The following is a 23,457-nucleotide window of genomic DNA, read 5'->3' as shown; positions in this document are numbered from 1 at the left end:
TTCGCCTTGTCCCGGATGGTTGTGACCGTTACAATTTTGCGGCCCTAGAAAGGGCAACTGTCCGCCTCGGTGGGCAGCCTATTAATCGGCGAGCTGAGCGGTGCGTCCATTGACGTTCCTGCCGGCCCCGCATCTGAAGAGAAAACTCATGTCGATCGACACCCAGAAAGTCATTGAAGAAAACAAGCGCGGCGCTGCCGACACCGGTTCCCCGGAAGTCCAGGTTGCCCTGCTGACCGCTCGCATTGAACTGCTGACCGGCCACTTCAAGGAACACAAGAAAGATCACCACAGCCGCCGTGGTCTGCTGCAGATGGTCAACCGCCGCCGTAGCCTGCTCGACTACCTGAAGAACAAGGATGTCGCACGCTACAAAGCATTGATCGAAAAGCTCGGCCTGCGCCGCTAATCGATATCCGCCGCGGCGCAGCGATGCGCCGCGGCTTTGTTTTAAGAGCTTCAAAATCGTAGTAGACCGGCCGGAACCGCCCGGCCAGCCGTTGCCGACATGGGTTGGCACCGGACCAATCGAAGAAAGCATTTCAAGGATCCCCCGTGGCAAAAATCACCAAAACCTTCCAGTACGGCAAACACACCGTCACGCTTGAAACCGGCGAAGTCGCCCGCCAGGCCGGCGGCGCAGTCATCGTCAAGATGGACGACACCGTGTTGCTGGTCACTGCCGTCGCCGCCAAGAGCGCGCGCGAAGGGCAGGACTTCTTCCCGCTGACTGTTGATTACCAGGAAAAGTTCTACGCCGGTGGCCGTATCCCGGGTGGCTTCTTCAAGCGTGAAGGCCGTGCGACCGAGAAGGAGACGCTGATTTCGCGCCTGATCGATCGCCCGATCCGTCCGCTGTTCCCGGAAGACTACAAGAACGAAGTGCAGATCATCGCCACGGTGATGTCGCTGAACCCGGACATCGACGGCGACATCGCCGCGCTGATCGGTGCTTCCGCTGCGCTGTCGCTGGCCGGCACCCCGTTCAAGGGCCCGATCGCCGCCGCCAAGGTGGGTTACAAGGATGGCGAATACATCCTCAACCCGACCGTGTCGGAGCTGAAGGAATCGCAGCTGGAGCTGGTGGTCGCTGGTACCGCCAATGCCGTGCTGATGGTGGAATCCGAAGCCGCGCTGCTGTCCGAAGACGTGATGCTGGGCGCCGTGACCTTCGGTCACCGCGAAATGCAGAAGGTCATCAACGCGATCAACGAACTGACCGTTGAAGCCGGTACCAAGCCGAGCGACTGGGTTGCCCCGGCCAAGAACAACGTACTGATCAGCGCCCTGCAGGAAGCCGTCGGCGGCAAGCTCGGCGAAGCCTTCCAGGTGCGTGACAAGCTGCAGCGTCGCGATGCCATCTCGGCGATCAAGAAGGACGTGGTTGAAGCCCTGGCTGGCCGCGTTGCCGCTGAAGGCTGGAACCCGGCTGAAGTGTCGAAGGAATTCGGCGAGCTGGAATACAGCACCATGCGCAACTCGGTGCTTGACACCAAGGTCCGCATCGACGGCCGTGCGCTGGACACCGTCCGCCCGATCGCGGTGAAGACCAGCGTGCTGCCGCGTACCCACGGCTCGGCCCTGTTCACCCGCGGCGAGACCCAGGCCATCGTGACCATCACGCTGGGCACCGCACGCGACGGCCAGATCATTGACGCTGTTGCCGGTGAGTACAAGGAAAACTTCCTGTTCCATTACAACTTCCCGCCCTACTCGGTCGGTGAGTGCGGTCGTTTCGGTGCGCCGAAGCGTCGTGAAATCGGCCACGGCCGTCTGGCCAAGCGCGGTGTGCTGGCTGTGATGCCGTCGCTGGAAGCCTTCCCGTACACAATTCGCGTTGTGTCGGAAATCACTGAATCCAACGGCTCCTCGTCGATGGCTTCGGTCTGCGGTTCCTCGCTGGCCCTGATGGACGCCGGCGTGCCGGTCAAGTCGCCGGTCGCAGGTATCGCCATGGGTCTGGTCAAGGAAGGCGAGCGTTTCGTCGTCCTGTCCGACATCCTGGGTGACGAAGATCACCTGGGCGACATGGACTTCAAGGTCGCTGGTACCGCCGAGGGCATCTCCGCCCTGCAGATGGATATCAAGATCGAAGGCATCACCGAAGAGATCATGAAGCAGGCACTGCAGCAGGCCAAGGCTGGCCGTCTGCACATCCTGGGTGAAATGGCCCACGGCCTGACCACCCCGCGTGCCGAGCTGTCGGATTACGCACCGCGTCTGCTGACCATCAAGATCCACCCGGACAAGATCCGCGAAGTGATCGGCAAGGGTGGCTCGACCATCCAGGCCATCACCAAGGAAACCGGCACCCAGATCGACATCCAGGACGATGGCACCATCACCATCGCTTCGGTGAACAACGCCGCTGCCCAGGCCGCCAAGGCCCGCATCGAGCAGATCACCTCGGACGTCGAGCCGGGCCGCATCTACGAAGGCAAGGTCGCCAAGATCATGGACTTCGGTGCATTCGTCACCATCCTGCCGGGCAAGGACGGTCTGGTCCACGTGTCGCAGATCTCCAGCGACCGCGTCGAGAAGGTTGGCGACGTGTTGAAGGAAGGCGATCTGGTCAAGGTCAAGGTGCTGGAAGTCGACAAGCAGGGCCGTATCCGCCTGTCGATGAAGGCAGTCGAAGAAGGCGAGGGCACTCCGGCCGAATAAGGCTGCCGTGTTGTATCGCTGAGAAGAAAAGCGGGCCTTGTGCCCGCTTTTCTTTTGCCTGGAAAACGGCGGAGCCTGCCAACCAAGGCGCAGCGCATAAGCAAGGCAACGCGCGCAAGATAGTGCCGAGCCACGCTCGGCAGCGGCCGTACAAGCAAACCGGCAACCATGCTCGGCAGAGGCCGTCCAAGCAAACCCGCAGCCGTTTGTAGGAGCGGCGTCAGCCGCGAAACCAGCAGCCTTGAAGCGCCCGCAATCCTTGGAACCTGATCGACCTTCAGCTTCGCGGCTGACGCCGCTCCTACAAAAACCTATCCTGCAAACCCCGACACCGGTAGTGCCGAGCCATGCCCGGCAGAGGCCGTACAAGCCAAACCCGCAGCCGTTCGCAGGGGCGGCGCAAACACTGCCGCAACCCGGCGACGCTCGATGCCCGACAACCCCGATCTTCCAGCGCCCGGTTCTGCCGATGGAATCGGGGCAGGTGCCTGCCAGCATTGGCCATGGGGCAAATGGAGGCGGATATGGCTGCTCGCTCAGACGGGGGTGGTGTGGGGCCAGGTCATGCAGGCATCGCTTTTGCCGGCAAGGCTGTTGCCATCTGTTTTCTGGCAGGCATCTGCATTGCGATCCTGGCGCCTGGCTTGCCGCCAAGCCCCTTGCGGTGGTCCAGCCTTTTGCTCGGCCTTTTGCTGTGGCTGGCCAGCCCACGCTGGCGCTGGCTGGGTGCATTGCTGGCTGGCATGGCTTGGGCGTGGTTGCACGCCGGCTGGGGCCTGGATCAGCAGCTGCCGCTGGCCTTGGAGGGTAGGGAAGTGTCTGTGGTCGGCGTAGTGGCCAGCCTTCCCCAGCACGAAATCCGACGTACCCGTTTCCAGCTACGGGTGGATGGAGACATCGCTCAATCGGCGGGTCTGCATGGGCGCACATTGCAGGTGTCCTGGTACGACGACTTCGGTGCAAGCGAGCCGGGTGCGCGCATCCACGTGCGTGCTGGCGAGCGCTGGCGGCTGGATCTGCGCGTGCGCGCACCCCGTGGTCTGATCAATCCCGGTGGCTTTGATGCCGAACGCCATGCCTTGGCGCAAGACATCGCCGCCAGCGCTATCGTGCGGCAGGCGCCGACGCCGCACAGAGTGTCGGCTGCAGCAGGGCTTGGCGCGTGGCGCGAGCAGATGGCGGCGCGGATCAGGGCGCAGGTGCCGGCCGGATCCTCGCACTATGTGCAGGCATTGGCGCTGGGTGACACGCGCGGGCTTGGTGAGGCGGATTGGCAGGTGCTGCGGGCGACAGGGCTGACCCATCTGATCGCCATCTCCGGCTTCCATGTTGGCATGGTCGCTTTGTGCGCAGCGTGGATGGTGGCCGGTGTCTGGCGGCTGCTGCCCTGGTGTGGCCGCTATTGTCCCAGGCCGCAGGCGGTCGCCATCGGTGCGCTGATCGGCGCAACTCTGTATGCAGCCGTTGCCGGCTTTGGCCTGCCGACAGTGCGGACGGTGTTGATGGTGGCGGTGGTGGTGCTGGCGCGGCTTGGTCGCCGGCCAGTGGATGTGGCCGCGTCACTGGCATTGGCTGCATTGGCTGTGCTGTGTCTGGCGCCGTTGTCGGTGTTGACGGCCGGCTTCTGGCTCAGCTTCGCCGGTGTGGCGTGGCTGCTGTGGTGCCTGCCTGAGCGCGGGCATTGGCTGCGCAGTTTTCTGTCGGCGCAGCGGGTGGCGACGCTGGGCCTGCTGCCGCTGACGGTACTGCTGTTCGGCCAGGCCTCGGCGATCGGGCCGGTCGCCAACCTGCTGGCGATTCCGTGGTGGAGCCTGGTGGTGGTGCCATTGGCGCTGCTGGGTACTGCCTTGGAGGCCGCATGCAATGGTGCCGGTGGGTTTGCCTGGCGGGCATCGGCATGGTGTTTCGATCTGAGCTGGCCGCTGTTCCAGGCGCTGGGTAGTGGCCGTTATGCGCTGTGGTGGTTGCCGGAGCCGGCGTGGTTGGCGCTGCCGCTGGCCTTGTTGGCGGCGGTCTGGATGTTGCTGCCTGCCGGCATGCCGGGCAAATACCTGGCGCTCCTGCTGTGGTTGCCTTTGTGCCTGCCGTGGCGTGACCGGCCCGGCGACGGTGCGTTTGAACTGACCACGCTGGATGTTGGGCAAGGCTTGGCGGTGCTGGTACGTACCGGCCAGCACAGCCTGCTGTTCGATGCCGGCCCGGCGGTCGCCGACGGCTTTGATGCGGGCGAGCGGGTGGTGGTGCCGGCACTGCGCGCCTTGGGCGTGCAGCGGCTGGACGCGTTGGTGGTCAGCCACGGCGATCACGACCATGCAGGCGGCGTGGCGGCGGTACAGGCCGTATTGCCGGCGCGCAGTCTCTGGGCGCCGCCCGGGTTGACGTTGCAGTCGCCACAGGCCGGGTCTGTCTGCGAGGCGGGGCAGGTATGGCAATGGGACGGGGTACGCTTCGAGTTCCTGCATCCGACGCAGGGGTTTCCCTATCTGGGCAACGAGTCCAGTTGCGTGTTGCGGGTGCAGGGGCCCTTTGGGGCTGCCCTGTTGACTGGCGATATCGGTGAGGTGATCGAACAGCGTCTGCTCAAACAGGTGCCGGCAAAACTGCGCGCGGATGTGGTGCTGGTGGCGCACCACGGCAGTGGCGGTTCGTCCAGCCCGGCTTTTGTGGCCGCAACCGGCGCGCGCCTTGCGCTGATCTCCAACGGCCACGGCAACCGCTTCGGCCATCCACGCCAGGACGTGGTCAGGCGTTGGCAGCGCAATGGCGCCGAAGTGCTGGCTACAGACAATAGTGGGGCGCTGCAGGTGTGGCTTGGTGAAGGCGGGCTGCAGGTACGGGAGCGCAGAATCTGGCGTTCAAGGCTGTGGGATGCCGCTGAGCGGGCGCGGGCGGCTGCTATCCTATCGGACATCAAAAACGCGGCCACGGCGCCGGAGGGTTGAAACGTGTGGGAATTGGTCAAAGCCGGCGGATGGCCGATGGTGCCGTTGCTGCTGTTGGGCGTGCTGGCGTTGGCCATCGTTCTGGAGCGTTTCTGGAGCCTGCGGCGTAACGAGGTATTGCCCCCGGGGCTGGGCCAGGAGGTCCGCAACTGGGCAGCGCGCGGCAAGCTGGATGCCAGCCATATCGACTCCCTGCGTGCCAACTCACCGCTGGGTGCGTTGCTGGCTTCCGCGCTTGAGGCGCGCAATCGCCCGCGTGACCAGATCCGCGAACGTATCGAAGACACTGGTCGTCATCTGGTACATCGGATGGGGCGCTTCCTGAATGCCTTGGGCACCATTGCCTCGGCCGGTCCCTTGCTGGGCCTGCTGGGTACCGTGGTGGGCATGATCCAGATGTTCCTGGGCATCCTCGATCACGGCGTGGGCGATGTGGGCCAGCTGGCCGGCGGCATCGGCAAGGCGCTGGTGTGTACCGCCACAGGCATGATGGTGGCGATCCCGGCGTTGATGTTCCATCGCTATTTCCGTGGCCTGATTGATGGCTATGTGATCGAGATGGAGCAGGAGGCCGCAGCGCTGCTGGACGCGCTCGATGGGCGGCCGGCGGTGATGGCTGCCAACAAGGCTGCAGCGCCGCGCCCGGCGGCGACTGAAAAGGCCTGAGCCCATGCGTATTGGTAGCAACCGCACGCAGGATGAGCCGCATATCGATCTGGTGCCCCTGATCGACGTGATCCTGGTGCTGATCATTTTCTTCGTGGTGACCACCACCTTCGATGCGCGCTCGACGCTGCAGGTGCAACTGCCCACCGCCAGCGACCAGAAGACGACGGCGCCGCAGAGTTCGTTGAGCGTGCTGGTCAATGCCGATGGCCGCTACTTCGTCAATGACCAGGAAGTGCTGCGCACCGACATCGAATCGCTGAAGCAGATCATCGCGCAGCTGGCCGGTGCTGATCGCGAGCAGACGGTGCTGCTGCGCGCCGATGCGCGTACACCGTATCAAGCGGTGGTCACCGCGCAGGATGCCTTGGGTCAGCTTGGGTTCCGCCGGATTGCGATTGCCACTGCGCCGGAAGCCAAGCAATGAGTGATAACACTTCGGCCTGGCAGGTCTACAAGCGCTTGCTGGGCTTTGCCAAGCCCTATCGGCCGCTGCTGTTGATGGCTGGCCTGGGCATGCTGATCGAAGCAGCTGCGGGCAGTGGTTTCCTGGTCTTGATGAGCCCGATCACCAATAGCCTGGTGAACCCGAAGGACATCAATCAATGGATGCCCTTGGCCGTTATTGGCCTGTTCCTGTTGCGTGGTGCGGCCGGCTACTTGACCGACATAGGCATGGGCAAGGCTGCACGCAGTATCGCGCGAGATTTCCGTGTGCGCGTACTGGGCAAGTATTTGAGGTTGCCAGGCCAGCGGTTTGATTCGGAGCCGGTGCCTTCGATGCTGGTACGGCTGGGCTCGGATAGCGATCAGGTGGCGCAGGCCGCGGTTGATGCGATGAAGGTGGTCTTGCAGCAATCACTGCAGGCACTTGGTTCGCTGGGGGTGATGCTTTACTACAGCTGGCAGGTAACCCTTGCGATCTTTGTGCTGGCACCGCCGTTGGCATGGGTGATGAACAAGGTGGCCAAGCGCTACCGTCGTATCAGTCACCGCATCCAGGAGAGTGGGGCTGATCTGCTTCAGGCGGCCGACCAGGCGCTGTCCAGCCAGCAGGAAGTCAAGATTTACGGCGCACAGCCGGTCGAGCTGGATCGCTATACCGCCCTGGCAAATACCAATCTGCGCTTGGCGATGAAGGTCGAGGCGACGCGCAGTGTTTCTTCAAGCATGGTGCAGTTGATTGGTGCGGTGGGGCTGGCGGCGCTGTTGCTGATTGCCGGTCACGAAGCCGCTGCCGGGCGCCTTACCGTGGGTGATTTTGTCGGTCTGTTGATGGCGATGCTGGCCATCATCCCCGCGCTGAAGCAGCTCACCAACGTGCAGAACATGACCCAGCGTGGCATCGCCTCGGCGCAGCGCCTGTTCTCGGTTCTTGATGCTGAAGATGAAGTAGACGCAGGCAGCATTCCGCTGCAGCGTGCAAAGGGCCTGCTTGAGTTCCGCAATGTCACCGCGCGTTACGCAGGGCAGGACAAGCCGGCGCTGCAGGACATCAGCTTCATTGCCCGGCCGGGCACGGTCACCGCCATTGTCGGGCGTTCCGGCAGCGGCAAATCAACCTTGATCAAGCTGATTCCGCGCTTCTATGAAATCGAGGCCGGTGAGATCCTGCTTGATGGTCATCCGCTGCAGGACTACAAGCTGGCCGACCTTCGTCGGCAGATCGCCCTGGTCGGTCAGCAGGTGACCTTGTTCAATGGCAGCATCGCGCAGAACGTGGCCTACGGCGAGTTGCAGGAGCGCAGCGAAGCGGAGCTGCAGCAGGCCATCGATGGCGCCAATGCCAGCGAGTTCGTCGAGCAGCTGCCGCAGGGTGTGGATGCGCCGGTGGGGGCCAAGGGCAGTCGTCTGTCCGGCGGCCAGCGCCAGCGCCTGGCGATTGCCCGCGCCATGCTCAAGGACGCGCCCATCCTCATCCTGGACGAAGCCACCGCCGCGCTGGACAACGAATCCGAGCGGCTGGTGCAGGACGCCCTGCAGAAGCTGATGCCCGACCGCACCACGCTGGTCATCGCCCATCGCCTGTCCACCATCGAACATGCCGATCAGGTGTTGGTGATGGACCAGGGGCGCATTGTTGAGCGGGGCACCCATGCCGAGTTGCTGGCGTTGGGTGGCGTGTACGAACACCTGCATAGCATGCAGTTCCGCGACAGGCAGGAATGATGGCCAAGCAAGGACCGCAAACGCCGGCCTACTGGTATGGCGATGCGCCGGTGCCATTGCCGGCACGCTTGCTGGCACCGCTGTACGCCGCGCTCACCGGCCTGCGCCGCAGTCTGTACCGGCGCGGCTGGCTGCGCGCCCGGCAGGTGGCGGTGCCGGTGATCGTGGTTGGCAACATCACCGCCGGTGGCACCGGCAAAACGCCGTTGACCATCGCACTGGTCAACCGCCTGCGCGAAGCCGGCTGGAAGCCGGGTGTGGCCAGCCGTGGCTATGGCCGCGATGAGGCCGATACCGCGCGTTGGGTTACCGCCGATATGGACGTGCGCCTGGGCGGCGATGAGCCGGTGCTGATCGCCTGGAAGACCGGCGTGCCGGTGCGGGTGGACAAGGATCGGGTGGCGGCGGCGAAGGCGCTGCTGGAAGCTGGCTGCGATGTGGTGGTCTGCGACGACGGCCTGCAGCACTACCGTCTGGCGCGTGACATCGAGATCGAAGTGGTCGATGCGGTGCGTCGCTATGGCAATGGCCGGCTGCTGCCAGCCGGGCCGCTGCGTGAGCCGGTGTCGCGAGCGGCACATTGCGACTTCCGTGTGGTCAACCTGGGCCAGGCCAGCGATGCGCCGGATCAGCTGGCCGAATGCGGCTTTGGCGAGTGGGCCATGCGTTTGTCGATCGAGGTGGCGCGGCCGCAGAATGGCGGCCCCGACAAGCCCTTGAAGGCCTTCGCTGGGCTGCGCGTGCATGCGGTGGCCGGCATCGCCAACCCGCAGCGGTTCTTTCAAATGTTGCGCAGCCGCGATATCGGCGTGGTGCCGCATGCTTTCGCCGATCATCATCGCTATACACCGCAGGACCTGTCGTTCGGCAGCGAGTTGCCGCTGTTGATGACCGAAAAGGATGCCGTTAAATGTCAGGCATTCGCCACCGCCTGGCATTACGCGGTGCCGCTGCAGGCCGAGCTGCCGGCAGCGTTCTGGATTGCCTTGCTGGATCGTCTGGGTAAGTTGGCCCGCGCCTGATAGGGGCGGCCATGCTGCTTGTTGGAAGGAGTTGAAATGAGCCTTGTTGCTGAATTTGTGGTGGCCATTCCGGCCCGCTATGCCTCCACCCGCCTGCCGGGCAAGCCGTTGGCGCTTATCGCCGGCGAGCCGATGGTGCTGCATGTGGCGCGTCGCGCCCTGGCGGCCGGGGCCCGCGAAGTCTGGGTAGCCACCGACGATGCGCGCATCGCGCAGGCGGTGGCGGGTTTGTCCGGCATACACGTGGCGATGACCGACCCGGCACACGCCTCCGGTACCGATCGCCTGGCCGAATGCGCCCGCCAAGCGGGTTGGGCGGACGATGTCATCGTGGTCAACCTGCAGGGGGATGAGCCGTTCGCTCCCGCTGCCGGCATCCGTGCGGTGGCGACGGCCCTTGCCGATAGTGGCGCACCGATGTCCACCTTGGCGACGCTGGTGGAGGACGCACCCACCTTGTTCGATCCCAATGTGGTCAAGCTGGTACGCAACGCCCAGGGCGACGCGTTGTACTTCAGTCGTGCCCCGATTCCGTGGCACCGTGATGGCTTCGCCCGCAGTCGCGACAACTTGCCGCCGGCACAGTGGCTGCGGCATATCGGCATCTATGGTTACCGTGCAGGCTTCCTGCAGACGTTTGCGGCCATGCCGCCCGGCAACCTCGAGCAGATCGAGTCGCTGGAGCAGTTGCGGGTGCTGGAGGCCGGTTACCGGATAGCCGTGGCGTTGTCGCCCGCGCCGTTCCCGCCGGGCATTGATACCCCGGAAGACCTACTGCGCGCCGAAGTGCAGATGCGGGCAGCGCCTTGAAGTTGCTGGTGGTATGCCTGGGTAATATCTGCCGCTCGCCGATGGGTGAGGGCGCTTTGCGCGCACGGCTCGGCGAGGCCGGGCTGGATGGCTGGGTGCAGGTCGACTCGGCGGGCACCTCCGGTCATTGGCATGCCGGGCGCAGCCCGGATCCCCGAGCCGTTGCCTGCGCCCGCGGCCATGGCGTGGATATTTCCGGCCAGCGTGCCCGCCAGCTGCTGGTTGCGGATTTCGAAGAGTACGACCTGATTCTGTGCGCCGATGGCGACAACCTGCGCGACGCCCAGGCATTGGCGCCTGCGGGCCTGGCCTCGCGTGCGGTGCCATGGCTGCCGTGGGCCGGAATCACCCACAGCGAGGTGATCCCGGATCCCTATTACGGTGATGTGAAAGATTTCGAGCACAGTTGGGCACTGATCGATGCTGCGGCCCAGGTCACGGTGCGTCGCCTGTCGCGGCGCGAGGACTCCGGCATAATCCCTGCATGAACGAAACCCGCGTATTGGAACTGCCCACTTCCGCTATCTGGCTCAATGCCGCACCGGTAAGCCTGCAGGATATGCGTGGCCGCCCGCTGGTACTGGCCTTCGTCAACGGCGCATCGGTGTGGTGCATGCAGCGCCTGGCCGAGGTCAAACGCTGGCAGGCACGCAACCCAGGCCGGGTGCAGTTGCTGGTGGTGCAGGTGCCGCGATTCGAGTTCGAGCGCGAGCCGCAGCATGCCTTGAAGCTGTTGCGCCGGCAGGGCGTCAGCGCGCCCATCGTGCTGGATGCGCAATGGGATGCGTGGCGCCGGTTCGAGGTGCAGTCCTGGCCGACCTTGGTGCTGCTCGATGCCTACGGGCAGGAGACTGAGCGGCTGGTAGGCGCGACTGGCGACCTGGAGCGGGCCTTGAACACATTGTGCGAAGGCGTGACACGGCCGCTGGACGACGATGGCATACGCGAACTCAACGCCGAGCCGCGCCTGCCGTTGCTGTTCCCGGCCGGGCTGGTGGCAACTGCCGATCGTCTGTACGTGGCCGACACCGGCCATCACCGGATTCTTGAATGCACCCATGCCGGGCGCGTGCTGCGCCAGTTCGGCCTGGGCAGTGCCGATCTGATCAATGGCGGGCTTGGCGAGGCGGCGTTCAATCGTCCGCAGGGTTTGGCGCTGGTGCGCGAGATCCTGTATGTGGCCGATACCGGCAACCATGCGTTGCGCAGCATCAACCTGATCAGCGGGCAGGTGGATACCTTGTGCGGTAACGGCCGTGCGGGCGATCCGCGCGCCGGCGTGCTGGCCCAGCCCTGGGACAGCCCGCTCAATCATCCGGCCGCAGTGGCTGTGGCTGACAACCAGATCCACATCGCCATGGCCGGCGACAACCACATCTGGAGTTACGACCTGGGCAGCCGTGAGCTGCGCTGGCGGGCGGGTGCCGGTGCGGTGGAAGTGCGCGACGGCAGCGGCCATCTGGCAGCGTTCGCGCAACCCAGCAGCCTGGTTGCGGTCCAGCAGACCCTGTACGTCTGCGACTCGCTGGGTTCGGCCATCCGCTCGGTGCAGCTGCGCGGTGATCTTGTGCAGACCCTGGTCGGGCAGGGCCCGTGGGAATCGGGCAACGTCGATGGGCCGCGCCTGCGCGCGCGCCTGCAATACCCATTGGCGCTGGCAATGGGGCCGGACTCGCCGCTGTTGTGGATTGCCGATGCGGGCAACGGCACGCTGCGTACCTTGCGGCTGGGCGGCGGCGATCTGTCTACCGTCAATCTGCCGCGTCGCCTGCATGGCCCGGCGGCGTTGGCGGTGGCGGCCGGCGCCATCTGGATTGCAGAGGCTGACGCGCATGCCGTTTTGCGTTTTGATCCACTCAGCGGCGAACTGAGTGAAGTGCCGATTGAAGGATGACCGACGCAGTCGCCAATGAGTTCGATGGCAAGGCCTTTGCCGCGGCGCTAAGCACCGCGCCGGGGGTGTACCGGATGTACGCTGCCGACGACACCCTCCTGTACGTGGGCAAGGCCGGTGCGCTGCGCAAGCGCGTTGGCAGTTATTTCAATGGCTCGCCGAAGAGTCGACGCATCATGATGATGCTGTCGCAGGTGACGCGGATGGACGTCACCGTCACCCGCAACGAGGCCGAAGCGCTGCTGCTGGAAAACCAGCTGATCAAGTCGCTGACGCCGCGCTACAACGTGTCACTGCGTGACGACAAAACCTATCCGCAGGTACTGCTGACCCGCGAGCAATGGCCGCGCATCGCCCTGCATCGTGGGCCGCGTGCGATACCTGGACGCTACTTCGGGCCGTATCCCGGCGTGGGCGCGGTGCGCGAGACGCTGAACCTGATGCACAAGCTGTTCAAGCTGCGCAGCTGCGAGGACAGCGTATTCCGCAACCGCTCGCGCCCCTGCCTGCAGTACCAGATCGGCCGCTGCAGCGCGCCCTGCGTGGACCTGGTGGCGCAGGCCGAGTACGACGAATCGGTGCGGCGTGCGGCGCTGTTCCTGGAAGGCAAGAGTGACCAGCTTGCCGACGAATTGATGCAGGCCATGCAGCAGGCCAGCGATGCGCTGGAGTTCGAGCGCGCCGCGCGGCTGCGCGATCTGGTGGCTTCGCTACGCAGCATGCAGAACCGCCAATATGTGGATGGACGCGCAGCCGATCTGGACGTGCTGGCCTGCGCAACGCAGGGCGCCAGCGCCTGCGTGATGTTGTTGGCGTTCCGCGACGGTCGCAATCTGGGAACGCGCGCGTTCTTCCCGCGCACCAATGGCGAAGACAGTGCCGAGGAAGTGTTGGCGGCGTTTGTCTCGCAGTACTACGTCGAGCATGAGCCGCCGGCCGAAGTATTGCTGGATCGGCAGATTCCGGATGCGGAGATGATCGAGGCCGCGCTCAGCGCGTCGGCCGAGCGCAAGGTGGCCTTGAAGTGGAACGTGCGTGGCGAACGTGCGGGTTATGTGGAACTGGCCAGCCGCAACGCGCAGATCACCTTGATTGCCGAGATGGACAGCGCCGGCGCGCAGCAGGCGCGCAGCGAAGCGGTGCGCGAGATGCTGGGGCTGGCCGAGCCGGTCAAGCGCGTGGAGTGCTTCGATATCAGCCACACCATGGGCGAGGCCACGGTGGCTTCGTGCGTGGTGTTCGATGCGGCTGGCCCGGTACGCGCGCAGTACCGGCGCTACAACATCAGCGGCATCGAGCCGGGCGACGATTACGCCGCCATGCGTCAGGCCATCGACCGTCGCTTCCGCCGCGCGGTGGAAGAGGGTGGGGTGCTGCCGGACGTGCTGCTGATCGACGGTGGTGCCGGACAGTTGGCGCAGGCACAGGCGGCGTTGGCCGACCTGGGCGTGGAAGGGGTGATGCTGGTTGGCGTTGCCAAGGGCGTGGAGCGTCGCGCCGGGCATGAAGCGCTGGTACTGCCCGATGGTCGCGAACTGCGTCCTGGTGCGGCCTCACCGGCGCTGCAGTTCATTCAGCAGGTGCGCGATGAAGCCCATCGTTTCGCCATCACCGGCCACCGCGGGCGTCGCCAGAAGGCGCGCATGACCAGCAAGCTGGAAGACATTCCGGGCATCGGCCCGCGTCGACGCGCGAGTCTGCTCAAGCATTTTGGCGGAATTGCCGGGCTCAAGGCGGCCGGCGAGGCGGAAATTGCCCGCGTGGAAGGCATCAATGCCGCCCTCGCCGCGCGTATCTACGCTAACCTTCATGGTCTGTCGGTACCCGATCCGGCAGCGGAGTAATGTTGTAATGAAATTGACCATCCCCACTTGGCTGACGCTGCTGCGGATCATGATGATCCCGGTGCTGGTGCTGGTGTTCTACCTGCCCTACGCATGGACCAATTTCGCCTCGGCGGCGATTTTTGGCCTGGCGGCAATCACCGACTGGCTGGATGGCTGGGTGGCGCGGCGGTATGAGCAGCATTCGGCGTTCGGCGCGTTCCTGGACCCGGTGGCGGACAAGTTGATGGTGGCGGTGGCCTTGTTCCTGATCGTGCAGGGGCACCCGACGCCGTGGATGGCGTTCTGGGCGGCGGTGATCGTCGGCCGTGAAATCGCGGTATCGGCGTTGCGCGAGTGGATGGCCGAAATTGGCCAGCGTGCCAAGGTGCGGGTGGCGATGATCGGCAAGGTCAAGACCACCGCACAGATGGTGGCGCTGCTGTGCCTGCTGTACTCGGTATCGCCGAATACGCCGTTCACCGATATCTGGATGGGCGCCGTGGTTTTCCATATTGGCGACTGGATGCTGGCCATCGCCGCGATGCTGACCCTGGTGTCGGCACTGCAGTATCTGCGGGCGGCCTGGCCGAGCCTGCGTGAAGATGAAAAAGCTGCCCGCAACGGCGCAGTTAAAAAGTGAACAGGCTGTTGACACTGCTGCCAATGCATGTAGAATTTCGCCTCCCAAGCGGGAATAGCTCAGTTGGTAGAGCGCAACCTTGCCAAGGTTGAGGTCGCGAGTTCGAGTCTCGTTTCCCGCTCCAGTTTCAAGCATTGGTCCGTGTGGTTTGTGGGCTGATGAGTAAATAGATGTAGCAAGCCTGCGGGAATAGCTCAGTTGGTAGAGCGCAACCTTGCCAAGGTTGAGGTCGCGAGTTCGAGTCTCGTTTCCCGCTCCAGTCTTGCAACACATCTTCGAATGCTGGTTGTCCGCTTGGCGGCTGTCACATTCAATCCGCGGGAATAGCTCAGTTGGTAGAGCGCAACCTTGCCAAGGTTGAGGTCGCGAGTTCGAGTCTCGTTTCCCGCTCCAGATAATGGCCTGCAGATTCCATGTGATATCTGCAGGCAAAGAAAAGCCCCTGACGGGGCTTTTTTATTGTCCAGCGTTTTTGCCTGCAGCCATTGCTGCCGGTGCCGGCAGCAATGGCGATGCGAAGGCGCGATCAGCGCGCGCCGTGCGCCGCGGGTTCCGCAGCGGAGGTGTTGGCCGCTGCACTCCATGCGCGCAGCCCGATCACGGCCAGGCCGAGGAAGAACACATACAGGGCGGCAGTCACATGCAGTGACTTGAACAGGTACGCGCCCACGTACACCACGTCGACCACGATCCACAGCCACCAGGTGGCCGTGTGGCGGCGTGCCTGCCACCACTGCGCGACCAGGCTCAGGCCGGTCAGCATCGCGTCCAGCCATGGCAACGAGGCATCGGTGAAGCTGTGCATGCCGGCGCCCAAAGCGATACCAACGAGCAGGCCGATGCCGAGGTCACGCAGCATCTTGCTGCATGACAGGGGCACGATACGCACGCTGCCTTCATCGGCGGCGTGCCGGCGCCAGTTGATCCAGCCATACAGCAGGAAGCCGGCGAAGGCGGCCTGCAGCAGACTGTCCGAGTAGAGCTTGGCCTCGATGAACACCAGTGCGTACAACGCCACCGATACCAGGCCGACCGGCCAGGCGACCATGCGCCGTTGCGCCATCAGCCAGACGCCGAGGATGCTGCACAGCGCGGCCGACCATTCGAGCATGGCGCTGCTCACAGCGCGAAGCTCACCGATACGCGGGCCTGCCGCGGTGCACCCGGGAACAGGTAGTAATCGCCCATGCTGCTGCCGGTATCGCGCCAGTAGAAACGGTTGAAGACGTTGTCCACCGACAGGTTCCAGCTCACCGCGTGGCCCTGCAGCTGGTGCTGGAAGCGCAGGCCGGCATCGAACACGCTGTAACTGGGGGCGCGCACCGCGCCATCGGCGCGCGCGGTATTGGCCGAGGCATAACGCCAGCCGCCGGTCAGGTCCAGGTTCTCGATGAAGGGCAGGGCATAGCTCAGGTGCACGCTGCCGCGTAGCTTGGGCACGTTGACCAGCTGGTGGCCTTGGTAGCTTGGCGTGTCGGTATCGCGTGCGCGCGCCTGCAGCACGCTGGCGCTGGCGATGATCTGCAACGCATCGCTGAGCTGGCCGTTGGCGGTCAGTTCCAGGCCGATGTGGGCTTGCTTGCCCTCTTCAACAAAGGTGTAGCCGACATCGCTGTTGTCGGGTTTCGCGTATTGATACGGCTGGGTGGTGCGGAACAGTGCCGCGCCCAGGTTCAGCTGTTCGCTGCTGGCGTACTTGACGCCGACTTCGAGCTGGCGCGATTGCACTGCCGGCAGGAAGGTGTCGGCATTCGATGTCCAGAACGGTGCCTCCTGGCCCAAGGAAATGCCTTCGACATAGCTGGCGTAGGCAGTGAGGCTGTCGCTGGCTTTCCACAGCACGGCGGTCTGCGGCAGGAAGCGCGACAGGCGGCTGCGGCGCTGCGGGTTGCCGCGCTTGTCGTAGGCGCGTTCGTCCAGGCGCACGTAACGGCCGCCGGCCAGCCACTGCCAGTCTTCATTGAGCTGGATGCGGTCCAGTGCGAAAACCGCAGTCTGGCGGCTGTCCAGGCGGCGTGCGGATGCGCCGGGCTGCAGCGGCGAGGGTTCGAATACCGGCAGGCGGTTGTCGTGGATGTTGACCGTGCCGACGTACTCGTTGACGTTGCGGCGCTTGTCCACGGTGCGGCGGAACTGGTCAGCGCCCAGCATCAGCTGATGGCCGAAGCTGCCGGTGTCGAAGCTGCCACGCAGCTCGGCGCGCAGTTCCTGGTTGCGGCGGGTATCGTCCGGGCTGCGGTAGTCGTAGATGTCGTAGTCGCCGTTGGGCGCGAAGTAGTTGCCGGGCACGCTGCCGTCGGCGCATTGCGCGGCGTAGTAGCAGCCGTAGGCGAAGGCGACGTTGTCGTCGATCACCGTGCGGCTGTGGCTGAGCGCAACGCGCGATTGCCAGTTGGCATTGAAATCGTAGGTATGCAGTGCGGTGATGTTGGTGCTGGCGATACCCACCGGTTGCTGCCACGGCTGGTAGCCGAGCATGTGCTCGCGGTCCACGCCGGTCGGCAACGTGCTGCCCCCCAGCAGCTGATAGCCGGAGGCCGAGCGCTGCATGCTGGTCTGGTAGTTGGCGTCCACTTCAAGCTTGCCGCGTTCGCCGATCAGCCAGTCGGTTGCCAGTGCATAGAAGTTGCGGCGGCCATCGGCATGTTCGATATAGGACTTGCTGTCATCCCAGGCTGCGTTGAAACGCAGGCCGAAGCGCGGCGTCAGCCAGTGGCCGACGTCGATGGCCGCGTAACGCGAACCTTCGGAATCGCTGCCCAGGGTGAGGGTGCGCACTTCCGCTGTCCGCTTGCCGACGTAATTGATGATGCCGCCCGGCGCCATCACGCCGGCGGCGAGGCCGGCCTCACCCTTGAGGATTTCCACCGACTGCAGGTTTTCCAGTGCCAGGCGCTGTTCGCCGGCAATGGACATGCCGTTGAAGCGGTAGCCGGTGGCGGTGTCCAGCGCGAAGCCGCGGATGGCGATGTTCTGGTAATAACCCACCGGCGCGTAGGCATCACCGAGCGAGGCGTCATTGCTGGCCAGTTCGGACAGCGAGCGGATCTGCTGGTGGTCGAGCAGGTCACGATCCAGCACGTTCATTGAAGCCGGGGTGTTCTTCCAGTCGCCACTGCCAAAGCTGTTGACGCGGGCGTTGTCTGCTTCCGGCTGGTGGGCCTGCACGCGCACGGCGGCAAGTTCGGTCGGGGAGTGTTCGGCGGCCGCATCGAGGCCGGTGTCGCTGGCATACAGCGGCAGGGCAGTGCTCAGGGCGAGGGACAACAACGTGGGGCGCAGGCAGCGGTTCATTCGATTCGTCTTCAGACAACAAGGGAGACGAAGCGAAGGCGTGCATGCGCAGCGCCGGTGACGGCGCTACGACTGCTGCTCAAAGCTCCCTACGCCGGTGCAAACCGGATCAGGTTCCAAGGGACTCTCTCAGCCTGGCATTCCAGGCACCCCCGCTTCAGGGGGCATTTCACTACAAATGCGAACGATTTGCGAGCCGGCCTGCTTCAGGCTGCCTCGTGCAGGGCATGCAGCAGGGCTTGGCCAGGGGTACTGCCGAACCATTGCGGGTGGCCGAGCATGAACGGTTGCCAGGCGACATCAGCGTTGGCGGTCGAGCCGGTGATGCCTTCGAAGTACTCCACTTCGGACAGTGCAAAATCGAAATGCACCATCGGCAGCAGGTCGGCCAGCAGGTGCACGCGCTCGGCCGACAGCGGCAGGACCTGGCGGTAGCCTTCGAGCAGGGCCAGTGCGATATCGATGCGCACCGCGTCGTTGCCGCGTTCCAGTTGCAGCCAGGCAATCGCATTGCGTTCGATGGCGGTGGCCAGGTCGAACAGGGCACTGGTGGGCGAGGCCAGCCCAAAATCCAGCACCGTGCTGACTTCGTTGGCGTGCTGGTCGGTGCCCCAAAGCAGGTTGGAAACATGCCAGTCGTTATGTGCCCACAGCTGCGGCTCGGCCTGCAGGCGCTGGGCCAGGCCCTTGTGCCAGGGCAGGACGTTGCGCTGCAGTTGCTGTTCCCAGGGGATGCGGGCCAGGTAACGGGCCAGGCCGGGGCGGTTGGGCAGGTCGGCCTTGAGGATGGCGATCGGGTCTTCGGCGCGGATCAGCTCATCTCGTGCGACCAGCAGCTGGGTGCTGCGTTGCGGCGCCTGGTAGCTGGCCGAGGCGCGGTGCAGGGTGGCCAGCATGCGGCCGGCCGCGCGTGCGCGTTCAATATCGGTCAACAAGGTCCACGACGGCGCATCGCGGTACAGGTCCGCGCCTTCGCCGATGGTGTGCAGTTCATAGGTCCAATCGCCGTGTTCGATGGCGGTATGGCCATCCTTGCCCTGCAACAGGGTGACCACCGGCACGCCATGGTTGGCCAGATGCTGGATGAACCGGTGTTCCTCTTCCAGGCAGGCAGCGCTGCGCACCAGCCGGTGATGGCGCTTGATGAACAGTTTGCCGCGCGCGCTCTGCACGATGGCAGCGGCCGACATCGGCCGCGGGCTGTGCCAGAGCAGCTGGCTGTCGGCTTGCAGCTGCGGGTAATGCTTCTGCAGCCAAGCGAGCTCGGGCGCGTCGATGGCGGGCCAGTCAGCGGCCACTTCATCGTTGTTGAGGCCTTGCACGCGGTGCGGTTGCTGGATCATCAGGACAGGCTGGGGCAGGTGATGCGAGAGAGGCGCGATGGTACGTCAGTTGTAGCGACCAGCAAAAAGCCAGCCCACCAAGTTCCCTTCGGGCCGCGTGAAAGGGAGACGGCACCAATGTAGTGCCGAGCCATGCTCGGCAAGGGCTTTACCCGTAAAGCATCGCAGTGCCGAGCCAAGCTCGGCAGGGGGCTCACCCGTAAAGCATCGTAGCGCCGAGCCATGCTCGGCAAAGGGCTCACCCGTACAAGCGTCCAGGCCGCCCCAGCCCCTGCGGCTCATCAGCACCGCCCGCACCCAGCCCCTTCAGCCACCCGCACAATGTGAAAGAAATTGTTAAAAGCGCTGGCGCATCATCGGTGAAGTCTGTAATATGCGCGGCACACCACGCGGGAATAGCTCAGTTGGTAGAGCGCAACCTTGCCAAGGTTGAGGTCGCGAGTTCGAGTCTCGTTTCCCGCTCCAAATCTGAAAGGGCCCCCGCAGCGGGGTCTTTTCATGTCGAGGTGGTGTATCGCTTCGACGATGCAAGTTGTTTGGCCTGGTAGCAGAGTGGTTATGCAGCGGATTGCAAATCCGCGTACGCCGGTTCGATTCCGACCCAGGCCTCCATGAGGCAAGCACTAAAGCCCTGAGAAATCAGGGCTTTTTTGTTTTCCGCGATTTGTTGCCGGTCGCCTGCAACCTGCGGCTTGGCGCTGTAATCCCCTCTGCGACGGGTTTATGGGTGGCAGAGGGAGGTGGCGCGCGCGGTGCAGGTTGGCGCCCGCCTGTGAGCAGGCAAAGCCTGCTGTCAGATGCCGGTTCGCGCGCTGATCTCATCTTCAAGGTGCGCAAATGCGCGCCATTCGATTGCCTGCAGCTGCGTGCGCTGTGCGGGCGGCAACATGCTGCTCAACATCGCTGCACCGAAGTCGCTCAACACGGCCTCGCCGGTGGTCGGGTTCCACAGGATGTTGTGGGCGTACAGGTCGCCATGCAGTACGCCGTTCGCATGCAGATGGGTGAGTGCGGCGCGGATGCAGGCGAGCAGGCGTTCGGCGATGGCGGGCGTGAAGCGTGTATCGGTCGCATAGATATCGCGCGTGCAGCTGGCCAGGCTGGGCGGGCCAGCCAGATTGACGTACACCGCCGGGAGCAGCGGCATCGCCACCGCCAGACGGCCTTGCGGGTGCCCTTCAACCACCGCCAACGGCGCCAGCAGATTCGGGTGGCCGGCGGCAGCGAGACCGGCGGCCAGTTCCGACTGTGGCGTGCCATCACTGGTGAATGCCGCCTTGAAGACCTTGACCGCAACCGCCTCGCCGCTGCGTTTACGGGTGGCGCGATGGATGTGTCCACTCGCTCCTTCGCCCAGCAGTGCGTCCATCTCCAGGTCGTCGTAGTTGATGGCGTGGTGATGTGCATCGGCGAGCGCGGCTTGCTCGGCCTCGGCGGTCAGCGGATTGCCGGCCAATGCTGGCCATGCCAGGTTCGGCAGTGCAAGCAGGGTTGCTGGAATTGCACTGAACTGGTTGCTGGCAATGCGCAGCAGCTCCAGTGCCTTGCAATCGCTCAGATCGGGCAGGGCAGTGAGTTGGTTGCACGAGAGCATCAGCTTCTGCAGGCGCGGGCGTTGGCCAAGTGCTGCCGGCAGTTCACTGAGTTGGTTGTCGGTGAGAATCAACCAGCGCAGCCGCGGCGGCAGGCTGCGTTCGGGTACGTGCGTAATCGCGCAGGCCTTGAAGCCGATCATTTCCAGCTGCTCGCAGGCGCCAAGTACAGCCGGCAACTGCGTGAATGGATTATTGGAGCAGAACAGGATGCGCAGCTTGTGCAGCCGCTGTAGCTCATCGGGCAGGGAGGTGAGCTGGTTGCCGGAAAGATCCAGTACTTGCAGGGTTTCGGCCAAGGCATACAGGGCCAGCGGGAATTCGGTCAGGCCCTGGTTTACCAGGCGGACGGTGTGGGCGCCGGCGAGCGAGCCGTTTTTCAGATCTTCAAGGGTATGCATGCGCGGCGAGTGTACTGGCTCCAGCACAAGAGTTTTGTGGGAGCGGCGTCAGCCGCGAAGCAAGCAGATCGTCAGCGCAAGGCTTTTGTGGGAGCGGCGTAAGCCGCGAAGCTGGCTGATCAATAGATTGCATGGATGGCAAAGATTCCAGCAAGGTAAGCCTCGCCGCTTACGCCGCTCCTGCAATGCTGGTAGCGGTGAGTGCCGCCAGCACGATGCACACCAGCGCGATGCCGGCAAACACCAGCGGCTTGATGCGTAGTCCAGATATGGCGCCCGCGTCATCGGTTATCGGCCGGGCGCGATGGATCAGGTCCAACGGGTAGTGGCTGGCGGCCATGGCATCGTCGCAGGCATCCATGCAGTTGCCGCATTCGATGCAGCTGCGTGAGTGGCCGTTGCGGATATCCAGCCCGATAGGACAAGCCGCAACGCAGGCGCTGCAATCGGTGCAGTCACCCAGGTGCACGGGGCTGAATTTGGGCATGGCGCCGGCGATCGCCGGATGCGCAGCACGGAACACGTAGTCGGCGGCGGTGGTGGCGTCGAGCAGCCCGCGTGAACGGTGCAACACGCTGGCGTTGTCCAGCGCGCGCGGGCCGCGTGGCTCGCCGCGTGGGGCGTTGTATTGGATGGCCGGCGTGCGTGTGTCGGTAATCAGGGTCTGTATGCGGCTGTAAGGGCATAGGTAGCTGCATACCTGTTCATGCAGGTAGACCACGTTTGCCCAGGTCGCCAGGCCGTAGAAGCTGATCCAGAACCATTCCCAACCGCTGAGCGAGAAGCTGAGCAGGCCCTGCACCAGATCCGCGATGGGGGTGAAGTAGCCGACGAAGCTGATCCCGGTCCACAGCGCGATCCCCGCCCACAGGGCCTGCCTGAGCGGAGGCCCCAGCGCTGCCATCCGGCCCTTGAAGGCGGTCAGGCCGGTCAGCTTGCGGAACAGGCGGGTCAATACCGTTTGCGGGCAGGCATAGGTGCACCACAGGCGGCCGTACAGGCTGGTAGCCAGGCACAGCAGGGCCAGTGCCGCCAGGGCAAGCCATAGCAGCGGCAGTGACTGCTCCGGCTGCATCTGGAAACCGGCGATCTGGAACTGGCGCGCATCGATATCCAGCAGCAGCCAGGGAGTGTCGTTCCATTGCAGCCAGGGCAGGCCGTAAAACGCGGCCAGCATCGCCGTGGTGGTGAGCTGGCGGATGCTGTCGCGGCTGCGGGACGACTTGGCGCTGGCTTCGCCGATGCTGCGCACCGGCCTCATTCGAAGGACTCCTCCGGCTCGCGCGCCGGGCGCAGCAGCAGCGCGGTCACTCCGCAGGCGCACAGAGTGCCTGCCCAGAACATGAAAAAGCCCAGCGAATAGCCCAGCTCACGACTGATCACGTAGTGCGGAAAGCTGATCTGCTGCAGCTGCAGTGGATCGATAAAGGCGAAGAACACCGCCGACATCACCGCCGCGGTAAAAAAGCTGGGCCAGGCCACGGCGCCCAGCAGTTGGATCATGGGTAGCGCGCGGCGGCTGTCGTGTTCGGCGGGGGCAGTCATCGTGGATTCCCGGGGGCCTCATGGCGAAGGAATAGAATTGGGTGGATGGCAGCGCCGGTTTCATGGCGCCGCTGGCAACCCGGTTTGCAAGGCTAGGGGCTGTGCGGAGCGCCGTCGTTGATCCTGATCAAGCAGGGCGGGGCGATAGCGCTGGTTTGGGCAAATAACAGGAGGTGGGTGGTGCGGGCAGGGCCGGATGTATGCAGTGAGCAGGAAGTTGAGCTTCTGGTGCGGCGTTTCTACGCGCGGGTGCGCGAAGACGCGGTGCTGGGCCCGATATTCGAGGCGCGCGTGCACGACTGGGAGCAGCACCTGCAGCAGTTGGTGGACTTCTGGTCAGCACTGCTGCGCGGGACCTCGCGCTTCAACGGCGCACCGATGCCCAAGCACCTGGCCATTCCCGGCCTGGAGTGGCCAATGTTCGAGCGTTGGCTGGCCTTGTTCAGCCAGACCACCGCGGAGTTGGGTAATCCGGCAATGCAGGCGCTGGCCGATGAGGCGGCGGCGCGCGTTGCCGGCTCGATCTGGCGGCGTTATCACGCGCCCTCGTTCCCGATTCTCTAACTCCACTGATACACGGAGTTGGGCCCGCCTGTTCAGGAAGCGGCTGGATTGATCCAGCTCAAGGCGGGGCCCTGGCGTTGCGGGC

Annotated in this window: 19 protein-coding genes, 5 tRNA genes and 1 riboswitch; of the genes, 18 read left to right on the top strand and 6 right to left on the bottom strand. The window is 64.4% G+C overall.

The annotated features are described in order from the left end of the window. Positions 1–148: 148 nt before the first annotated feature. The 15 genes from rpsO (at position 149) to ABE493_RS05650 (ending at position 15,026) form a co-directional block, all read left to right on the top strand. Positions 149–409, top strand: a complete 261-nt coding sequence (gene rpsO, locus ABE493_RS05720; protein ID WP_057626688.1) for a 30S ribosomal protein S15 — start codon at positions 149–151, stop codon at positions 407–409. A gap of 146 nt (positions 410–555) precedes the next feature. Further along, positions 556–2,664 (top strand): polyribonucleotide nucleotidyltransferase, encoded by a 2,109-nt coding sequence (pnp, locus tag ABE493_RS05715; protein ID WP_346497987.1) that lies wholly within the window; start codon positions 556–558, stop codon positions 2,662–2,664. Between the two features lie 524 nt (positions 2,665–3,188). Further along, positions 3,189–5,606, top strand: coding sequence for a DNA internalization-related competence protein ComEC/Rec2 (locus ABE493_RS05710; protein ID WP_430980720.1), 2,418 nt, complete (start codon positions 3,189–3,191; stop codon positions 5,604–5,606). Between the two features lie 3 nt (positions 5,607–5,609). Further along, positions 5,610–6,272 (top strand): MotA/TolQ/ExbB proton channel family protein, encoded by a 663-nt coding sequence (locus ABE493_RS05705; RefSeq protein WP_346497985.1) that lies wholly within the window; start codon positions 5,610–5,612, stop codon positions 6,270–6,272. A 4-nt stretch (positions 6,273–6,276) separates the two neighbouring features. Continuing rightward, the gene (locus tag ABE493_RS05700; RefSeq protein WP_057626685.1) at positions 6,277–6,699 is read left to right on the top strand and encodes an ExbD/TolR family protein; all 423 of its coding nucleotides are present in this window, start codon (positions 6,277–6,279) and stop codon (positions 6,697–6,699) included. Further along, the gene (gene msbA, locus ABE493_RS05695) at positions 6,696–8,441 is read left to right on the top strand and encodes a lipid A export permease/ATP-binding protein MsbA (protein ID WP_346497984.1); all 1,746 of its coding nucleotides are present in this window, start codon (positions 6,696–6,698) and stop codon (positions 8,439–8,441) included. The genes ABE493_RS05700 and msbA overlap by 4 nt, the downstream gene beginning before the upstream one ends. Next, entirely contained in the window at positions 8,441–9,463 is a 1,023-nt protein-coding gene (gene lpxK / locus ABE493_RS05690) for a tetraacyldisaccharide 4'-kinase (protein ID WP_346497983.1), read from the top strand. The genes msbA and lpxK overlap by 1 nt, the downstream gene beginning before the upstream one ends. A 36-nt stretch (positions 9,464–9,499) precedes the next feature. Next, positions 9,500–10,273 carry a 3-deoxy-manno-octulosonate cytidylyltransferase gene (gene kdsB, locus ABE493_RS05685; RefSeq protein WP_346497982.1) on the top strand — a complete coding sequence of 258 codons (774 nt, stop codon included), beginning with the start codon at positions 9,500–9,502 and terminating at the stop codon, positions 10,271–10,273. Continuing rightward, positions 10,270–10,761 (top strand): low molecular weight protein-tyrosine-phosphatase, encoded by a 492-nt coding sequence (locus ABE493_RS05680; RefSeq protein ID WP_346497981.1) that lies wholly within the window; start codon positions 10,270–10,272, stop codon positions 10,759–10,761. Before kdsB ends, ABE493_RS05680 begins: the two co-directional genes overlap by 4 nt. After that, complete coding sequence (locus tag ABE493_RS05675) at positions 10,758–12,167, top strand: hypothetical protein (RefSeq protein ID WP_346497980.1); 1,410 nt, start codon at positions 10,758–10,760, stop codon at positions 12,165–12,167. The genes ABE493_RS05680 and ABE493_RS05675 overlap by 4 nt, the downstream gene beginning before the upstream one ends. Further along, on the top strand, positions 12,164–14,011 hold the full coding sequence (uvrC, locus tag ABE493_RS05670) for an excinuclease ABC subunit UvrC (protein WP_346497979.1): 1,848 nt from the start codon (positions 12,164–12,166) through the stop codon (positions 14,009–14,011). The genes ABE493_RS05675 and uvrC overlap by 4 nt, the downstream gene beginning before the upstream one ends. Positions 14,012–14,018: 7 nt before the next feature. Further along, on the top strand, positions 14,019–14,633 hold the full coding sequence (gene pgsA / locus ABE493_RS05665; protein ID WP_346497978.1) for a CDP-diacylglycerol--glycerol-3-phosphate 3-phosphatidyltransferase: 615 nt from the start codon (positions 14,019–14,021) through the stop codon (positions 14,631–14,633). Between the two features lie 48 nt (positions 14,634–14,681). Beyond that, a tRNA-Gly gene (locus tag ABE493_RS05660) sits at positions 14,682–14,757 on the top strand. A gap of 59 nt (positions 14,758–14,816) precedes the next feature. Continuing rightward, positions 14,817–14,892 (top strand) — tRNA-Gly (locus ABE493_RS05655). Positions 14,893–14,950: 58 nt separating this feature from the next. Next, positions 14,951–15,026 (top strand) — tRNA-Gly (locus ABE493_RS05650). A gap of 133 nt (positions 15,027–15,159) precedes the next feature. Here ABE493_RS05650 and pnuC read toward each other — a convergent pair. The 3 genes from pnuC to ABE493_RS05635 all read right to left on the bottom strand — a co-directional run bounded on the left by pnuC (position 15,160) and on the right by ABE493_RS05635 (position 19,270). Further along, the gene (gene pnuC, locus ABE493_RS05645; protein WP_346497977.1) at positions 15,160–15,744 is read right to left on the bottom strand and encodes a nicotinamide riboside transporter PnuC; all 585 of its coding nucleotides are present in this window, start codon (positions 15,742–15,744) and stop codon (positions 15,160–15,162) included. A gap of 8 nt (positions 15,745–15,752) precedes the next feature. Continuing rightward, complete coding sequence (locus ABE493_RS05640; RefSeq protein ID WP_346497976.1) at positions 15,753–17,927, bottom strand: TonB-dependent siderophore receptor; 2,175 nt, start codon at positions 17,925–17,927, stop codon at positions 15,753–15,755. Between the two features lie 69 nt (positions 17,928–17,996). Beyond that, a riboswitch (TPP riboswitch) is annotated at positions 17,997–18,091 on the bottom strand. Positions 18,092–18,133: 42 nt separating this feature from the next. Next, complete coding sequence (locus ABE493_RS05635; protein WP_346497975.1) at positions 18,134–19,270, bottom strand: phosphotransferase enzyme family protein; 1,137 nt, start codon at positions 19,268–19,270, stop codon at positions 18,134–18,136. Positions 19,271–19,659: 389 nt separating this feature from the next. Between ABE493_RS05635 and ABE493_RS05630 the strand changes: the two genes are divergently transcribed. Together ABE493_RS05630 and ABE493_RS05625 are read left to right on the top strand one after the other, a co-directional pair. After that, positions 19,660–19,735 (top strand) — tRNA-Gly (locus tag ABE493_RS05630). A gap of 73 nt (positions 19,736–19,808) precedes the next feature. Then, positions 19,809–19,882, top strand: a tRNA-Cys gene (locus ABE493_RS05625). 181 nt (positions 19,883–20,063) lie between these two features. Here ABE493_RS05625 and ABE493_RS05620 read toward each other — a convergent pair. The 3 genes from ABE493_RS05620 to ABE493_RS05610 all read right to left on the bottom strand — a co-directional run bounded on the left by ABE493_RS05620 (position 20,064) and on the right by ABE493_RS05610 (position 22,808). After that, complete coding sequence (locus ABE493_RS05620; protein WP_346497974.1) at positions 20,064–21,263, bottom strand: leucine-rich repeat-containing protein kinase family protein; 1,200 nt, start codon at positions 21,261–21,263, stop codon at positions 20,064–20,066. Positions 21,264–21,432: 169 nt separating this feature from the next. Next, complete coding sequence (locus ABE493_RS05615; RefSeq protein WP_346497973.1) at positions 21,433–22,524, bottom strand: 4Fe-4S dicluster domain-containing protein; 1,092 nt, start codon at positions 22,522–22,524, stop codon at positions 21,433–21,435. After that, the gene (locus tag ABE493_RS05610; protein ID WP_346497972.1) at positions 22,521–22,808 is read right to left on the bottom strand and encodes a hypothetical protein; all 288 of its coding nucleotides are present in this window, start codon (positions 22,806–22,808) and stop codon (positions 22,521–22,523) included. The genes ABE493_RS05615 and ABE493_RS05610 overlap by 4 nt, the downstream gene beginning before the upstream one ends. Before the next feature lie 177 nt (positions 22,809–22,985). Here ABE493_RS05610 and ABE493_RS05605 point away from each other — a divergent pair, with 177 nt between their 5' ends. Continuing rightward, positions 22,986–23,372 (top strand): group III truncated hemoglobin, encoded by a 387-nt coding sequence (locus ABE493_RS05605; protein ID WP_346498009.1) that lies wholly within the window; start codon positions 22,986–22,988, stop codon positions 23,370–23,372. Positions 23,373–23,457: the final 85 nt, after the last annotated feature.

The sequence above is a fragment of the Stenotrophomonas terrae genome (assembly GCF_039674165.1).
Taxonomy (GTDB): Bacteria; Pseudomonadota; Gammaproteobacteria; order Xanthomonadales; family Xanthomonadaceae; genus Stenotrophomonas; species Stenotrophomonas terrae_A.
This window is presented reverse-complemented; position numbering and strand designations above follow the sequence as displayed.

What these genes read in the sequence shown, in the direction of transcription:
- ABE493_RS05635 (WP_346497975.1), bottom strand. Translation starts at nt 19,270, where the DNA reads ATGATCCAGCAACCGCACCGCGTGCAAGGCCTCAACAACGATGAAGTG.
- ABE493_RS05610 (WP_346497972.1), bottom strand. Translation starts at nt 22,808, where the DNA reads ATGACTGCCCCCGCCGAACACGACAGCCGCCGCGCGCTACCCATGATC.
- ABE493_RS05620 (WP_346497974.1), bottom strand. Translation starts at nt 21,263, where the DNA reads ATGCATACCCTTGAAGATCTGAAAAACGGCTCGCTCGCCGGCGCCCAC.
- msbA (WP_346497984.1), top strand. Translation starts at nt 6,696, where the DNA reads ATGAGTGATAACACTTCGGCCTGGCAGGTCTACAAGCGCTTGCTGGGC.
- ABE493_RS05640 (WP_346497976.1), bottom strand. Translation starts at nt 17,927, where the DNA reads ATGAACCGCTGCCTGCGCCCCACGTTGTTGTCCCTCGCCCTGAGCACT.
- lpxK (WP_346497983.1), top strand. Translation starts at nt 8,441, where the DNA reads ATGGCCAAGCAAGGACCGCAAACGCCGGCCTACTGGTATGGCGATGCG.
- pgsA (WP_346497978.1), top strand. Translation starts at nt 14,019, where the DNA reads ATGAAATTGACCATCCCCACTTGGCTGACGCTGCTGCGGATCATGATG.
- ABE493_RS05615 (WP_346497973.1), bottom strand. Translation starts at nt 22,524, where the DNA reads ATGAGGCCGGTGCGCAGCATCGGCGAAGCCAGCGCCAAGTCGTCCCGC.
- pnuC (WP_346497977.1), bottom strand. Translation starts at nt 15,744, where the DNA reads ATGCTCGAATGGTCGGCCGCGCTGTGCAGCATCCTCGGCGTCTGGCTG.
- ABE493_RS05710 (WP_430980720.1), top strand. Translation starts at nt 3,189, where the DNA reads ATGGCTGCTCGCTCAGACGGGGGTGGTGTGGGGCCAGGTCATGCAGGC.
- rpsO (WP_057626688.1), top strand. Translation starts at nt 149, where the DNA reads ATGTCGATCGACACCCAGAAAGTCATTGAAGAAAACAAGCGCGGCGCT.
- uvrC (WP_346497979.1), top strand. Translation starts at nt 12,164, where the DNA reads ATGACCGACGCAGTCGCCAATGAGTTCGATGGCAAGGCCTTTGCCGCG.
- kdsB (WP_346497982.1), top strand. Translation starts at nt 9,500, where the DNA reads ATGAGCCTTGTTGCTGAATTTGTGGTGGCCATTCCGGCCCGCTATGCC.
- ABE493_RS05675 (WP_346497980.1), top strand. Translation starts at nt 10,758, where the DNA reads ATGAACGAAACCCGCGTATTGGAACTGCCCACTTCCGCTATCTGGCTC.
- ABE493_RS05700 (WP_057626685.1), top strand. Translation starts at nt 6,277, where the DNA reads ATGCGTATTGGTAGCAACCGCACGCAGGATGAGCCGCATATCGATCTG.